This window comes from Tepidiphilus margaritifer DSM 15129, assembly GCF_000425565.1.
GTDB classification, from domain to species: domain Bacteria; phylum Pseudomonadota; class Gammaproteobacteria; order Burkholderiales; family Rhodocyclaceae; genus Tepidiphilus; species Tepidiphilus margaritifer.
Genome location: NZ_AUDR01000016.1, coordinates 57928 through 72089, shown reverse-complemented (window position 1 = coordinate 72089; position 14162 = coordinate 57928). Strand labels below are relative to the sequence as shown.

The following is a 14162-nucleotide window of genomic DNA, read 5'->3' as shown; positions in this document are numbered from 1 at the left end:
AAGATTATATGCAAGAACCCGAGCTGCGCAAAGCCCCGTCACTGACGGTGCACGACTTCGATTTTTCCTTGCCGCCCGAACTGATCGCCCAGGCGCCGCTGCCCGAGCGCAGCGCCAGCCGCCTGCTCGTGCTCGACGACGACGCGCTGCACGACCGACTCTTTCGCGATCTGCCCGAATTCCTCGAAAAAGGCGACCTCCTCGTCTTCAACGACAGCCGGGTGATCCACGCACGCCTCTTCGGACGCAAGGAAAGCGGCGGCGCGGTAGAGGTGCTCGTCGAGCGGCTCGTCGGCACGCAGGAGGCGCTCGCCCAGGTGCGCGCGAGCAAGCCACCGCGCCCCGGTATGCATTTGCGGCTGGAAGAGGCCTTCGAAGTCGAAGTCGTGGGTCGGGACGGCGAGTTCTACCACCTGAGGCTCGTCGGCGAAGGCGATCTTCCCCAGCTCGTCGAGCGCCATGGCCGGCTGCCGCTGCCGCCCTACATCGCCCGTCCGGCCGAGCCGGAGGACGAAGCGCGCTACCAGACGGTCTATGCCCGTACGCCCGGCTCGGTGGCCGCGCCCACCGCCGGACTGCACTTCGACGAGATGCTGCTGCACCGGCTCGCCGAACAGGGGGTGGACACGGCCTGGGTGACGCTGCACGTCGGCGCGGGCACGTTTCAGCCGGTACGCGTCGAGCGGCTCGACGAACATCGCATGCACCGCGAGCGCTACTGGATCCCGGAGGAAACGGTGGCGCGCATCGCCCGGGCGCGGGCACTCGGGCGGCGGGTGATCGCCGTGGGAACCACCAGTCTGCGCGCCCTCGAAGGCGCCGCCCAGGGCGGAGCGCTGCGCCCCGGCAGCGGCGAGACCGAGCTCTTCATCACGCCGGGCTACGATTTTCGCGTGGTCGATGCGCTGGTGACGAACTTCCACCTGCCCCGCTCGACGCTGCTCATGCTGGTGTCGGCGCTCGCCGGGCTCGATCGCATCCGCCGCGCCTATGCCCACGCGATCGAACGGCGCTACCGCTTCTTCAGCTATGGCGACGCGATGTTCATCCCGCGCCGCTTCGCACGCTGACTTCCGGTCATCGAGGAATTCCCATGAGCGATACTCCCGCCTTTACCCTGCTTGCCACCGACGGCGCCGCCCGGCGCGGACGGCTGCATCTGGCGCACGGCACGGTGGAGACCCCCATTTTCATGCCGGTGGGCACCTACGGCACCGTCAAGGCGATGACGCCGACGGCGCTCGAAGACGTGGGCGCGCAGATCGTGCTCGGCAACACCTTCCACCTCTGGCTACGCCCGGGGCTCGAGGTGATCCGCCGCCACGGGGGGCTACACCGCTTCATGGGCTGGAACAAGCCGATTCTCACCGATTCGGGCGGTTTCCAGGTGTTCTCGCTCGGAGCGCTGCGCAAGATCAGCGAAGAAGGCGTGCGCTTCGCCTCCCCCATCGACGGGGCCCGCTGTTTCCTCACCCCGGAAGTCTCGATGCAGATCCAGACTGTGCTCGATTCGGACGTGGTGATGATCTTCGACGAATGCACACCCTACCCTGCCACCGAAGCGCAGGCGGCCGAATCGATGCGCCTGTCGCTGCGATGGGCCAAGCGCTCGCGGGATGAATTCGACCGGCTGGGGAATCGCAACGCGCTTTTCGGCATCGTGCAGGGCGGCATGTACGAAGCGCTACGCGACGAGTCGCTCGCCGGGCTCATGGAGATCGGCTTCGACGGCTACGCCATCGGCGGGCTGTCGGTGGGCGAACCCAAGGACGAAATGCGGCGCGTGCTCGAATACGTCGCGCCCAAGCTGCCGCAGACGCGACCGCGTTACTTGATGGGCGTGGGCACGCCGGAAGACCTCATCCACGGCGTGGGCGCGGGCGTGGATATGTTCGACTGCGTCATGCCCACGAGAAACGCACGCAACGGACTACTCTTCACCCGCTACGGCGACGTGAAGATCCGCAACGCGCGCTATCGCGAGGATACCGCCCCGCTCGACGAGACCTGCAGCTGCACCACCTGCCGCCATTTCACCCGCGCCTACCTGCACCACCTCTACCGTACGGGCGAAATCCTGGCGAGCATCCTCAACACCACGCACAACCTGCACTTCTATCTGACGCTGATGGCGGAGCTGCGCACGGCGATCGAGCAAGGAAACTTTGCCGAAACGGCGGCGCGGATCCTCGCCGAACGTCGGCGCGGAGTGTAAAACCCGCGACCCGCAGCCCGATGGCGTGCCGCTGCGGGCGCTGCCCGGGCGTTTCTCAGGCAAAGACGTTGACCGAATTGCCCAGATTCGGGGGGTTGGAAGCCGACACCGGCGCTTGCTGCGGCACTTGCGGCAATGCCGAGAGCAGCGCTTGCGCCGTGCTTTCCTGCACGTCGAGCGCCTTTCTCATCACGGCGGTGCCAACCTGATCTTGCAATTTCGCCTGTTGCATGGCACTCATCATGCTGGCGACACTGACGGCATCCATGACGCATCTCCTTCTTTCATCCGGCTCACACAGACATTGTAGATCATCGAAGCATGCACTGCGTTCCCCTGTCGGAACGACCGGCCCGCAGAAGTCGTATCATTTCCCTCGTCTGCGCCCGATGTTTCAGCGCAGCACCGCCACCGCCTTGATCTGCGCCCATACGGTTTGCCCGGGATGCAGATCGAGCCGGGCCACGGAACGACGCGTGATCCGCGCGAGCAGAGCGGATTCTCCCACCGTGAGCCGCACCAAGGCGTCGGCCGGGTGTTCATCCTCGCCGATTGCTTCGACCCTGGCCGGCAAAACGTTGAGCACGCTGGCATCCTGATGCGGCGAGCGCGCAAGGCTCACGTCGCGCGCGAGCACCCGCAAACGCAAAGTGGTACCCAGAGGCAGATTCTCCCGGCGTATCCACAGTCTTCCCCCGGGAAAGGAAACGCACATCAATGCCCACGTTTCGTCGTGCTCGGCAACCTGTCCCAGCAAGACCACACCGGCTTCCTCGCCCAAGCGAATCGGCGTATCCAGGCGCACGAGTACCTCAGACAAAGGGCCGCTGGCGAGTACCTGGCCCGCGCGCAAAACTACTAAGTGATCGGCCAGGCGCGCAACCTCGTCGGGCGCGTGGCTGACGTAGACGATGGGAAGGTCGAGCTCGTGCGGTAGACGTTCCAGGTAGGGGATGATCTCCTCCTTGCGCCCGACGTCCAGGGCCGAGAGCGGCTCATCCATCAGCAAAAGGCGCGGCGAGACGGCCAAGGCCCGGGCGATGGCCACCCGTTGGCGCTCACCGCCGGACAAAGTCTGAGGACGACGCTCGAGCAGCGGGGCGATCCCCAGTAGCTCGATCGCCTGCTCCAAGGCGATGCGCCGCTGCGCCGGCGGGACACGCCGCAGACCATATTCGACATTGCCACGCACCGATAGATGGGCGAAAAGGCTCGCCTCTTGGAAGACCACGCCGATCGCCCGCCGATGCGTCGGCACGAAAACTTTCTTGGCATCGTCTTGCCAGATTTCGTCGGCAAAGCGCACGAACCCTCGCGGGCGCAGCAAACCGGCCAAGGCGCGCAGGCAGCTCGTCTTGCCCGAACCCGAAGGGCCAAAGAGGGCGCTCACGCCCCGTCCGGGCAAGGACAAAGATACCCTGAGCGAAAAATCGGCGAAGTCGGCATGCAACTCGGCCTCGATGCCGGCGCGCGTCATCGTTTGCCCTGCCCGAAGAAGTTGAGCAGCACCAGGACGGCGAAAGAGAAGAGAACGAGCACGAGGGCGAGCCGATGCGCCTCGCCATATTCCATCGCCTCGACGAACTCGTAGAGCTGGACCGAGGCGACACGCGTCTTCCCCGGGACATTGCCCCCGATCATCAGGACGACGCCGAATTCCCCCATCGTATGGGCGAAACTGAGCACACCGGCAGTGAGAAAACCCGGACGGGCGAGCGGCACGGCCACGGTGAAAAAACGATCCCACGGCCCGGCACGCAAGGTGGCAGCCGCCTCCAAGGGGCGATCGCCCAACGCTTCGAAGGCGTTTTGCAGAGGCTGGACGAGAAAAGGCAAGGAAAAGATCACCGAACCCACGACGAGACCGGAAAAGGAAAACGGCAGGAGCCCCCAACCGAGCCGCTGGGTGAGCCAACCCACCGGTCCATGGGGCCCCATGAGGAGCAGGAGATAGAAACCGATCACGGTGGGTGGCAGCACGAGCGGCAAGGCCACGACCGCGGCAACGCCCCCCTTGAAGCGAGAACGCGTGCGCGCGAGCCACCACGCGAGCGGCGTCCCCATCAAGAACAACACCAACGTCGTCACCGCGGCCAGACGCAGCGACAGGGCCAAGGCCGCCCAAGCGCCTGCGCTCATTGCGTGCACTCACTCGAAGGAGTAGCCATAGCGCCGGATGATCGACCGCGCCGGTTCGCGCTGCAGATAGGCAAGCAGTTCACGCGCTGCCGGCTCGTCTTTGCCCCGCACGAGCAAGACGGCGTCTTGCCGGATCGGATCATAATCTTCTTGCGGCACCAACCACGCCGATCCCTTTATCTTTCCGCCTTCATAGACTTGCGACAACGCGACGAACCCGAGCTCGGCGGCGCCGCTCACGACGAATTGGTACGTCTGGGTGATCGACTCGCCCCAGACGATCTTCGGTTCGAGGCGCGCGGCCAGTCCTCGTTTCTGCAGGACCTGCATCGCCGCTTTGCCATAAGGAGCGAGCTTGGGGTTGGCGACGGCCAGATGCGCGAATTCGCCCGTCTCCAGGATCTTGCCTTGGTCATCCACGACGAGCGTGGGACTCCACAGCACCAGTTTTCCCACCGCGTGGGTGAAGCGTGTACCCAGCACGGCGTAGCCATCGCGTTCGAGGGCGGCCGGTGTTTCGTCGTCCGCGGCCAGGAAGACCTGGAATGGGGCGCCATTGACGATCTGGGTGCGGAAATTGCCGGTCGAACCGAAACTCAGGCTCACCTTATGCCCTGTCTCGCGCTCGAAGGCGGCGGCGATCTCTTTCATCGGGGCCGTGAAGTTGGCCGCCACGGCCACGATCACTTCGGCGGCCCAAGTCGGCGAGACCACAGCCCACAGGCCGAAGAGCAGGCAGACTGCCTGCAGACGGGATCGCCCCCGAGACGAAACCCGTTGCTCAAAACTTGGCTCCATTCCCTCTCTCCTCCCTGATAAGGCTTCAAGTGTAGCGCGAAGGGGCAAAAAAAGAGCCCCGCTCGCGCGGGGCCCCCGGATCTCGATCCCTGCTCCCGGAAAGGAGCAGCGCGAGAAATTACATGTCCATACCGCCCATGCCCGCCATGGGGTTGGCGGCGGGTTTGTCTTCCGGCACTTCGCCCACCATGGCTTCGGTGGTGAGCATCAGGCCGGCGACGGAAGCGGCGTTTTGCAGCGCGGTGCGCGTGACCTTGGTCGGGTCGAGCACGCCCATCTCGATCATGTCGCCGTATTCGCCGGTGGCGGCGTTGTAACCGAAGTTGCCCTTGCCTTCGAGCACCTTGGCCACGACCACGCTGGCTTCTTCGCCGGCGTTGGCCACGATTTCACGCAGCGGCTGCTCGACAGCGCGCATCACGATCTTGATGCCGGCATCCTGATCGTGGTTGGCGCCCTTGAGCCCTTTGGCGAGCACGGCTTCGCGGGCACGCAGCAGCGCCACGCCGCCGCCCGGGACGATGCCTTCCTCGACCGCGGCGCGGGTGGCGTGCAGCGCATCCTCGACGCGGGCCTTCTTCTCTTTCATCTCGACTTCGGTGGCCGCACCGACCTTGATCACCGCCACACCGCCGGCGAGTTTCGCCACGCGCTCTTGCAGTTTCTCGCGGTCGTAGTCGCTCGTGGCCTCTTCGATCTGGACGCGAATCTCCTTGATGCGCGCCTGGATCTTGGCCGGATCGCCCGCCCCGTCGATGATGGTGGTGTACTCTTTGCCCACTTCGACGCGCTTGGCTTGGCCGAGGTCGGCGAGCGTGGCTTTCTCGAGCTGCAGGCCGAGCTCTTCGGAGATGACCGTACCGCCGGTGAGGATGGCGATGTCTTGCAGCATGGCCTTGCGCCGATCGCCGAAGCCCGGCGCCTTGACGGCGCAGGTCTTCAGGATGCCGCGCAGGTTGTTGACCACGAGCGTGGCGAGCGCTTCGCCTTCGACATCTTCGGCGATGATGAGCAGCGGCCGGCCCGCTTTGGCGACCTGCTCGAGCACCGGCAGCAGCTCACGGATGGAGCTGATCTTCTTGTCGTGCAGCAGGATGTAGGGGTTGTCGAGAACGGCAATTTGTTTCTCGGCATTGTTGATGAAGTACGGCGAGAGGTAGCCGCGGTCGAACTGCATCCCTTCGACCACTTCGAGCTCGTTTTCGAGCGACTTGCCGTCTTCGACGGTGATCACGCCTTCCTTACCGACTTTTTCCATCGCTTGAGCGATGATGTCGCCGATCGACTGGTCGGAGTTGGCAGAAATGGCACCGACCTGGGCGATCTCCTTGCTGGTGGTGCAGGGTTTGGAGATCTTCTTGAGCTCGTCGACGATGGCGGTCACGGCCTTGTCGATGCCGCGCTTGAGATCCATCGGGTTCATGCCGGCGGCGACGTACTTCATGCCCTCGCGCACGATGGCCTGGGCGAGCACGGTCGCGGTGGTGGTTCCGTCACCGGCCACGTCCGAGGTCTTGGACGCGACTTCTTTCACCATCTGCGCGCCCATGTTCTCGAACTTGTCCTTGAGCTCGATTTCCTTGGCGACCGACACGCCGTCCTTGGTCACGGTCGGAGCGCCGAAGCTGCGCTCGAGCACGACGTTGCGGCCTTTGGGGCCGAGCGTCACTTTCACTGCATTGGCGAGGATGTTGAGACCCGCCACCATCCGCTCGCGGGCTACGTCACCGAATTTGACTTCCTTGGCAGCCATGGATCATGCCTCCTGAAAAGTTTCCGAAAAGGGTTGGAGTCGCGACGCGATCAGTCTTCGATCACGCCGAGGATGTCTTCTTCGCGCAGCACGAGCAGTTCTTCGCCGTCGACCTTCACGGTCTGACCGGAGTATTTGCCGAAGAGGATCTTGTCGCCCGGTTTCACCGACATCGGGCGCACTTTGCCGTCTTCGAGGATCTTGCCGTTACCCACGGCGATCACTTCGCCTTGATCGGGTTTCTCGCCGGCCGTGTCCGGAATCACGATGCCGCTGGCGGTTTTGCGCTCGGACTCCAGACGCTTGACGATTACGCGATCATGCAAAGGACGGATTTTCATGGTGTCGACTCCTCTGGTTCGGATACAGGGTTTGAACACACCCAACGGCGGCCCGTTGTTAGCACTCACCGTTGTCGAGTGCTAATAATAGGGACCTTCGGCCGAAATTTCAAGAGGGGTCGATGCGCCTCGCGCCATTTCTTCGCAGGCGCGAGACTTGGGGCTGGGGAATCAGGAAGCGTCGGATGCCTCGTGATAGGCACGCACGCGTTCGACCTCTTCCGTCGAGCCCAAGATCACCGGCACGCGTTGATGCAGCCGCTGCGGCACGATCTCGAGGATACGCCGCCGCCCGTCGATGGCTGCCCCGCCCGCCTGCTCGACCAGGAACGCCATGGGGTTGGCCTCGTAGAGCAGGCGCAGCTTGCCGCCTTGTGCGCGGTTCTTCGCATCCAAGGGATAGAGGAAAATCCCGCCACGGGACAAAGTACGGTGCACGTCGGATACCATGGAAGCCACCCAACGCATGTTGAAATCGCGCCCGCGCGGCCCCTCCTTGCCGGCGATGAGCTCCTCGATGTAGCGGCGCACCGGCGGTTCCCAAAAACGCATGTTGGAGCAGTTGATGGCGAATTCGCTCGTCTGGGGTGGAATCGTCATGAAGGGGTGCGTATAGACGAAGTAGCCGAATTCCCGATCGAGCGTGAAGCCATGCACGCCATTGCCGGTGGTGATGACGAGCTGGGTGGCAGGCCCATAGATGGCATAACCGGCGGCAACCTGGGCGGTGCCCGGTTGCAGGAAGGAAGCCTCGGTCGGGATCGCCTCCCGATCGGGATTGCGCAGCACCGAGAAGATGGTGCCCACGGAAATATTGACCTCGATGTTGGAGGAACCGTCGAGCGGATCGAACAAAAGGAGGTAGCCGCCGCGCGGATATTGGAAGGGGATTTGGCAGATTTCCTCGACTTCTTCGGAGGCCATGGCAGCGAGGTGACCACCCCATTCGTTGGCCTGCAGTAGCAGTTCGTTGGCGATGACGTCGAGTTTCTTCTGGACTTCGCCTTGAATATTCTCCACGCCGGTCTCGCCGTGCACGTCCCACAGCTTTCCTTTGGAGATGGTCACGGCGATGGCCTTCACGGCGCGGGCGACGACCTCGACGAGGAGCCGCAGGTCGGCATCGAGCCGTCCGGCGCGTTGTTCTTCGATGAGGAATTGCGAGAGGCTGACACGGCGCATGGGAAAGACTCCAGCGGTTGGCGGAAAAGAGAATTATCGCGCCAAGGAGGATGTTTTGGCACGATCGCGGCGATAAAGACGGATCGCACCCGAAAAAATTTGGGCTATATTCTTCGCCTCACCGACTTGGAGGAAGCCGATGATCGAACGCATCCCCGACGACACCGACCTGCCGGAGCTGACGCTGCGCGGCATGCTGCTCGGTGCCGTGCTCACCGTGGTCTTCACCGCGGCCAACATTTATCTCGGGCTCAAAGTGGGGCTGACGTTTGCCTCCTCGATCCCCGCGGCGGTGATCTCCATGGCGGTGTTGCGCCATTGCCGCGGCGCGAACGTCCTCGAAAACAACATGGTGCAGACGCAGGCCTCGGCCGCGGGAACGCTGTCGGCCATCATCTTCATCCTGCCCGGCCTACTGATGATCGGCCATTGGCAGGGATTCCCCTTCCGGCTGACGGCAGCGGTATGTGGTGTGGGCGGACTCTTGGGCGTGCTCTACACCATTCCCTTGCGGCGGGTGATGGTGGTCGACAGCCCCCTACCCTACCCTGAAGGCGTGGCTGCAGCCGAAATCCTGCGCGTGGGCGAACTCGCGCGGGAGAAAGGCAACGGGGAGGCCATCGCCCAGGGGAAAGCGCAGGCGCGCGAGATCGCCTTCGGCGGCATGCTCGCCGCGGCGGTCACCCTGTGTTCCAGCGGTTTCCGTTTGCTGGCCGAAAGCTTTACCGCCTGGATTTCGCTCGGAGCGGCCGCGGTGCGCCTGTCGGTGGGTTTCTCGCTCGCGCTCGTCGGCGCGGGTTACCTCATCGGGCTGGCGGCAGGTCTGGCGATTTTGCTTGGGCTCGTGATCGCCTGGGGTGTGATCGTCCCTTGGCTGACGATGCAGGCCACGCCCGCAGCAGACCAGACGCTGCCGGCGCTGGCCATGAGCCTGTGGCGCCAGCAGGTACGATTCTTCGGCGCCGGTACCATCGGCGTGGCGGCCCTATGGACGCTCGCCACGCTCGCCAGGCCGATGTGGGACGGAATCCGCACCGCGCTCGAGGCAGTCCATCTGGGCAATGGGGCCGCCCCCCGCACGGAACGGGATCTCTCGCCCCGGACGATCCTTGCCGTGGGGCTGGCCTCCCTTCTCGTGCTGCTGCTTGCCTTCCACCGCTTTCTCACGGCGGCCGACTCCGGCCTCGGCCCTCTCGCCTACGCCGTCCTGGTGCTCGGCTGCGTCCTCTTCGCGGCGATCTTCGGCTTTCTCATCGCTGCGGCGGCAGGGTACATGGCCGGACTCGTCGGCTCTTCGAGCAGCCCCATTTCCGGCATCGGCATCTTGGCCGTGATTCTCGTCTCGCTCATGCTGCTCGCTTTTGGTGGCGCCGTGCCGCAGCTCACCGTCGCCAACGAGGGCAAGCTCGCCGTGGCTCTCGCGCTTTTCACCACTTCGGTGGTGGTGGCGATCGCGGCCATCTCCAACGACAACCTGCAGGATCTCAAGACCGGTTACCTCGTCGGCGCGACTCCCTGGCGCCAGCAGGTGGCGCTGATGATCGGCTGCGTGGTGGGCGCCCTGGTGATTCCGCCAGTGCTCGAGCTCCTTTACCAGGCCTATGGATTTGCCGGTGCGCTTCCTCGCCCCAACATGGACCCGGCCCAAGCACTCTCCGCGCCACAAGCCACCCTGATGACGGCGATCGCCATGGGTATCTTTCACGCCACGCTGGAATGGAAGATGATCTTGGGCGGCGTGGTGCTCGGTGCGGTGCTCATCCTCGTCGACCGGCTCCTGCGCCGTAGCGGCTCGGGCTCGCTGCCAGTGCTCGCCGTGGGGCTGGGCATCTACCTGCCGCCGACCATCGGCATGACCTTGGTGGTCGGGGCGTTGCTGGGTCATGCCGTCGAACGGGCCCTGGCCCGCCGCCCGGCCGCCGGGCGCGAAGAGCCCCGGCGTCGCGGTGTCTTGCTTGCCTCGGGTTTCATCGTCGGCGAAAGTCTCATGGGCATCGTGCTCGCCGCGCTCATCGCCGGTACCGGCAAGGAAGCGCCGCTCGCGCTCGTGGGCGAAGGGTTCGAGCCGGTGGCGCAGTGGTTGGGGTTAGCGGTGCTCGTCACGGTGTGCTTCCTCTTTTACCGCCGCATCGCCTTGCGCTAGGAACTGGAAGAGACCGCGTCGCCGGTTTGCGTCTGCCAACGCACCGGCGGCAAACACTCGAACCCCGGCTTGGCAAAGAAATACCCTTGCATCAGGCGCACCCCGCGAGCGACGAACCACTGCGCCTCCTCGGCCTGCTCCACGCCTTCGGCGAGCACCTTCACGCCCAGCTCCCGACAGGTGAGCAGCAATCCCTCGAGGATCGCCTGCTTGACGCGATCACGATGCACATCGCGCACCAGGGCCATATCGATCTTGATGAGATCGGGCACGAAGCGCGCCAGCATGTTCAGCCCCGAATGACCCGCGCCGAAATCGTCGAGGGCGGTGAGAAATCCGCGCGAACGGTAGTAGGAAAAAATGTTCGTGAGATGATCGACCTCGTCGATGCGCTCCCCCTCCGTCACCTCGAAGAGGATTTTCTCGGCGGGAAACCCGCATTCCTTTGCCGCCTCCAGGGTGCTGCGGATGCACAGGGAAGGCTCATAGACCGCGTTGGGCAGGAAATTGATGCTCAGATATCGATCCAGTCCCAGACGGCTCGCCAGGGTGATCGCGCGCACGCGGCAGGCTTGGTCGAAGGCGTAGCGGTTGGCATCGTCGACCTGGCCGAGCACGGTCATCGCCGGTTCGCCCTGGGGTCCGCGCACCAGCGCCTCGTAGCCGAACACCTCGCGCCGCGCCACGTCCACGATCGGCTGAAAGGCGAAAGTGAAGGCAAATGCTACTTCCTCGCGGCAGCGGTCGCAACCGGAACGCAAGACTTCTTCCGGGGGAAACAGGGTAGGCATGGCAGGAGCTCCTGCGTGCTGGCAATGGTTGCATGATAGCAGCGGCGGCCTCGCCTCACAGCGCGTTGCGCAGCCCCAGCCGTGGCGGATGCGGCTCGAGATAGACCTGCTGCGCCAGATAGGGATCCGGATGGCGGCGCAGGTGGTGGCGCAGCAGCACGAGCGGGGCGACGAGCGGCACCACACCCTCCCGATACTGCGCGATGAGCTCCTGCAATTCCTGCCGCTCCTCGGTCGGCAGCACCCGGCGCAGGTAGCCGGCCAGATGCTGCAGCACGTTGGCGTGCGTGCCGCGCGTGGCGCGCCGCCGCAAAGCCGCCATGAATACCGGAAAATAGTGCGCCGCGAACGTCTCGGGATCTTCCTTGCCCAGCCCGGCCACCAAGCACCCCAGGGTACGGTAGCCCGCGGGGTCGTGCGCGAGCAGCAGATACTTGTAGCGTGAATGGAACGCGACGATCGCCCCGCGCGTGAGGCCCTCGGCGAACAGGCGCTGCCATTCGCCGTAGGCCCGCACCCGGACGACGAAATTCTCCAGCAGCACCGGATCGTGCAACCGCCCCTCCTCCTCGATGGGCAGCTCCGGCAGCCGGCGCCCGAGCGCGGCCGCGAAAATGCCACTGCCGAACTGCGGCGGCCGGCCGTCTTCCCGATAGACCTTGACCCGAAAAAGGCCACAAGAAGGCGAGCGCTGCATGAGAATGACCCCGCTCACCCCTTCGAGCGTCGCCGCCACGCGCTCGGCCCATTCTTGCAGACGTTCGGTGACGTCGAGCGAGGCATCGCCCACGCCCACGGCCCGGGGAGATTCGGGCGAACCAACGAGGCGGATGGGCGGGCGCGGCGTGCCCAGTCCGATCCCCACTTCCGGACACAAAGGCACGAAGTCGAACGCCTGACCCAGCAGCTCGACGCACAAGGCCGAGCGCTTGTGCCCGCCGTTGTAGCGCACCGGCTGCCCCAGCACGCAAGCGCTCACGGCAAGTTTCAGGCGCTCCGCCCCTTGTAGGACCTGACTTTCATTCTCCACACCCTGGCGCATCGTTTTCCTCCTCCCGCATCAAGGCATCAAGACCACCGGCACCCAACCGCGCAAGGCGTTGAGAAAAGCCAGCTCTTCGGCTGAATCGAGTTCCTCACGGCGGATCCGTCGTTCGACGAGCAGCCCCTGCGCCAAGAGCACGCGGCGCATCACGCCATCGAGCAAGCCGCAGCACAGCGGCGGGGTATACCACGTTTCGCCGAATCGCACCGCGACGTTGCCGCGCGTGAATTCGGTGAGCTCACCGGCTTCGTTCCACAGCAAGGTGTCGAATACCCCGGCGCGGGCGAGGACCTCGTAGGCTTCGCGTCGGGTCGTCTTGTAGCGTACGAACTCGCTCGTACCATCGATGGGAGAGCGGGCGAGCATCACTTTGGGACGATCCGGCGTGCCGGGCACGGCATCGACATCGACCGACACCTTTCCCTCGGCGTCGAGCAACAAGCGCAGCCGCCCCGCCGGCTCGGGCCAAGAGGCCGCGGCCGAGTGCACCGCCGCATCGAGCGCGGCTTCCTCGCAGGGATAGCCGAAATGCTGCGCCGCACGCAACAGGCGTGCCCGATGCAACGGCCAATGGGCCACTTCCCCGCTTTCCACGCGCATCGTCTCGAGTATCTGAAACGGACGCGCCGCCCGTTCCAAGAAAGCCCGCTTCACTCGCCACTCACTCGCCTCGCTCCGTGCCCGTGCATCGGCGGTGATGGCGCTGCCGATCCCACAACGCGCCCGCTCCCGCACGATCTCGACGGTGCGGATGGGTACGTTGAACGTCGCATCCCCACCGGGACGCACCACCCCCATCGCGCCACAATATACGCCCCGTGGCCCCTGCTCCAGACGGCGAATCCAATGCATCGCCCGGACCTTGGGCGCACCGGTCACCGAGCCGCAGGGAAAAAGCGCCGAGAAAACATCGGCCAGACGCACTTCTCGACGCAGCACGGCCTCGACGTCGGAACTCATCTGCCACACCGTCGGCCAAGCCTGCGTATGGAAGAGCCGCGGCACGCGCACTCCTCCCGGTTGGGACAAGCGCGAGAGATCGTTGCGAATGAGATCGACGATCATCACGTTTTCCGCCCGCTCTTTCTCCTCCGTGCGCAAACGCAGCGCCTGGCGTGCATCCTCTTCGGGGGAATTCCCCCGCGGCGCGGTCCCTTTCATCGGACGGCACAGGATGCGCTCGCCCGCGCGGTGGAAGAAGAGCTCCGGCGAGACGCTCGCCACCCGACGCCCTTCACCCGTATCGAGAAAAAGTGCATACCCTCCCGGCTGCGCCCGGCGCAAGGCAAGAAAGAACGCCAGCGCGTCCCCCGAAAAGGAGCCCTCGACGGGCGCCGTGAAATTGAGCTGGTAAAACTCGCCATCGGCGATCGCTCGATGGATGCGCGACACCGCCGCCGTGAAGGCTGCATCATCCACTGTCTCGCGCCAAGCCAAAGGAGCATATTCTCCCGCCGCGATGGACTCTGGCCAGGGAGCGAGTCGTTCGAAGAGTGCGAACCAAGCCAGGGGCGCTCCCGGCTCCGGAGCATGGGTCTCCAAGGCCGCATCGAACGCGGCGGCCGCCTCATAGCTCAGATATCCCACGGCCCACAGACCGGCCCTCGCCGCAGCCTCGATCCGCTCGAGCACGATTGGGACCTCCGCGAAACGCTCGGCCTGCAGCACGCTGCGCAGTCCCGCGAAACGCCCCCGTAGCGGCACGTCCTCCGCTCTCGGTGCAGCAAAATCGATCCACGCTTCGGGAGTCACGCC

At 64.9% G+C, this 14162-nt stretch carries 13 protein-coding genes; 3 read left to right on the top strand and 10 right to left on the bottom strand.

The window, feature by feature from the left end; genetic code table 11:
* Window positions 1-8: 8 nt before the first annotated feature.
* Both queA and tgt read left to right on the top strand, forming a co-directional pair.
* Complete coding sequence (queA, locus tag H607_RS0106035; RefSeq protein ID WP_028874683.1) at window positions 9-1070, top strand: tRNA preQ1(34) S-adenosylmethionine ribosyltransferase-isomerase QueA; 1062 nt, start codon at window positions 9-11, stop codon at window positions 1068-1070.
* A gap of 23 nt (window positions 1071-1093) precedes the next feature.
* On the top strand, window positions 1094-2215 hold the full coding sequence (tgt, locus tag H607_RS0106030) for a tRNA guanosine(34) transglycosylase Tgt (RefSeq protein ID WP_028874682.1): 1122 nt from the start codon (window positions 1094-1096) through the stop codon (window positions 2213-2215).
* Window positions 2216-2270: 55 nt separating this feature from the next.
* On the opposite strand, the gene H607_RS0106025 is transcribed toward tgt, so the two are convergent.
* The 7 genes from H607_RS0106025 to H607_RS0105995 all read right to left on the bottom strand — a co-directional run bounded on the left by H607_RS0106025 (window position 2271) and on the right by H607_RS0105995 (window position 8428).
* Window positions 2271-2483, bottom strand: a complete 213-nt coding sequence (locus H607_RS0106025) for a YjfB family protein (RefSeq protein ID WP_028874681.1) — start codon at window positions 2481-2483, stop codon at window positions 2271-2273.
* Window positions 2484-2609: 126 nt separating this feature from the next.
* Window positions 2610-3692 carry a molybdenum ABC transporter ATP-binding protein gene (gene modC / locus H607_RS0106020; protein ID WP_028874680.1) on the bottom strand — a complete coding sequence of 361 codons (1083 nt, stop codon included), beginning with the start codon at window positions 3690-3692 and terminating at the stop codon, window positions 2610-2612.
* A complete protein-coding gene (gene modB / locus H607_RS0106015) occupies window positions 3689-4354 on the bottom strand; it encodes a molybdate ABC transporter permease subunit (RefSeq protein WP_037989799.1) in 666 nt (221 codons plus the stop codon). The genes modC and modB overlap by 4 nt, the downstream gene beginning before the upstream one ends.
* Window positions 4355-4363: 9 nt before the next feature.
* Complete coding sequence (gene modA, locus H607_RS0106010; RefSeq protein ID WP_083961962.1) at window positions 4364-5152, bottom strand: molybdate ABC transporter substrate-binding protein; 789 nt, start codon at window positions 5150-5152, stop codon at window positions 4364-4366.
* Window positions 5153-5270: 118 nt separating this feature from the next.
* Window positions 5271-6905 (bottom strand): chaperonin GroEL, encoded by a 1635-nt coding sequence (gene groL, locus H607_RS0106005; RefSeq protein WP_028874677.1) that lies wholly within the window; start codon window positions 6903-6905, stop codon window positions 5271-5273.
* Window positions 6906-6955: 50 nt separating this feature from the next.
* Window positions 6956-7246: a co-chaperone GroES gene (gene groES / locus H607_RS0106000; RefSeq protein WP_028874676.1), complete on the bottom strand. Its 291-nt coding sequence runs from the start codon at window positions 7244-7246 to the stop codon at window positions 6956-6958.
* Window positions 7247-7417: 171 nt separating this feature from the next.
* Window positions 7418-8428 (bottom strand): class 1 fructose-bisphosphatase, encoded by a 1011-nt coding sequence (locus H607_RS0105995; protein ID WP_028874675.1) that lies wholly within the window; start codon window positions 8426-8428, stop codon window positions 7418-7420.
* A gap of 139 nt (window positions 8429-8567) precedes the next feature.
* Here H607_RS0105995 and H607_RS0105990 point away from each other — a divergent pair, with 139 nt between their 5' ends.
* A complete protein-coding gene (locus H607_RS0105990) occupies window positions 8568-10571 on the top strand; it encodes an OPT family oligopeptide transporter (RefSeq protein ID WP_028874674.1) in 2004 nt (667 codons plus the stop codon).
* On the opposite strand, the gene H607_RS0105985 is transcribed toward H607_RS0105990, so the two are convergent.
* From H607_RS0105985 to pabB, 3 genes are read right to left on the bottom strand one after another with little or no spacing between them, the layout of a single operon-like run.
* On the bottom strand, window positions 10568-11362 hold the full coding sequence (locus H607_RS0105985) for an EAL domain-containing protein (protein WP_028874673.1): 795 nt from the start codon (window positions 11360-11362) through the stop codon (window positions 10568-10570). The genes H607_RS0105990 and H607_RS0105985 overlap by 4 nt on opposite strands.
* Before the next feature lie 55 nt (window positions 11363-11417).
* Window positions 11418-12404, bottom strand: coding sequence for a YbgA family protein (locus H607_RS0105980; RefSeq protein ID WP_051240714.1), 987 nt, complete (start codon window positions 12402-12404; stop codon window positions 11418-11420).
* A gap of 18 nt (window positions 12405-12422) precedes the next feature.
* On the bottom strand, window positions 12423-14159 hold the full coding sequence (pabB, locus tag H607_RS0105975; protein ID WP_028874671.1) for an aminodeoxychorismate synthase component I: 1737 nt from the start codon (window positions 14157-14159) through the stop codon (window positions 12423-12425).
* Window positions 14160-14162: the final 3 nt, after the last annotated feature.

What these genes read in the sequence shown, in the direction of transcription:
- modC (WP_028874680.1), bottom strand. Translation starts at nt 3,692, where the DNA reads ATGACGCGCGCCGGCATCGAGGCCGAGTTGCATGCCGACTTCGCCGAT.
- H607_RS0105995 (WP_028874675.1), bottom strand. Translation starts at nt 8,428, where the DNA reads ATGCGCCGTGTCAGCCTCTCGCAATTCCTCATCGAAGAACAACGCGCC.
- groL (WP_028874677.1), bottom strand. Translation starts at nt 6,905, where the DNA reads ATGGCTGCCAAGGAAGTCAAATTCGGTGACGTAGCCCGCGAGCGGATG.
- tgt (WP_028874682.1), top strand. Translation starts at nt 1,094, where the DNA reads ATGAGCGATACTCCCGCCTTTACCCTGCTTGCCACCGACGGCGCCGCC.
- modB (WP_037989799.1), bottom strand. Translation starts at nt 4,354, where the DNA reads ATGAGCGCAGGCGCTTGGGCGGCCTTGGCCCTGTCGCTGCGTCTGGCC.
- H607_RS0106025 (WP_028874681.1), bottom strand. Translation starts at nt 2,483, where the DNA reads ATGGATGCCGTCAGTGTCGCCAGCATGATGAGTGCCATGCAACAGGCG.
- queA (WP_028874683.1), top strand. Translation starts at nt 9, where the DNA reads ATGCAAGAACCCGAGCTGCGCAAAGCCCCGTCACTGACGGTGCACGAC.
- H607_RS0105980 (WP_051240714.1), bottom strand. Translation starts at nt 12,404, where the DNA reads ATGCGCCAGGGTGTGGAGAATGAAAGTCAGGTCCTACAAGGGGCGGAG.
- modA (WP_083961962.1), bottom strand. Translation starts at nt 5,152, where the DNA reads ATGGAGCCAAGTTTTGAGCAACGGGTTTCGTCTCGGGGGCGATCCCGT.
- H607_RS0105990 (WP_028874674.1), top strand. Translation starts at nt 8,568, where the DNA reads ATGATCGAACGCATCCCCGACGACACCGACCTGCCGGAGCTGACGCTG.
- H607_RS0105985 (WP_028874673.1), bottom strand. Translation starts at nt 11,362, where the DNA reads ATGCCTACCCTGTTTCCCCCGGAAGAAGTCTTGCGTTCCGGTTGCGAC.
- groES (WP_028874676.1), bottom strand. Translation starts at nt 7,246, where the DNA reads ATGAAAATCCGTCCTTTGCATGATCGCGTAATCGTCAAGCGTCTGGAG.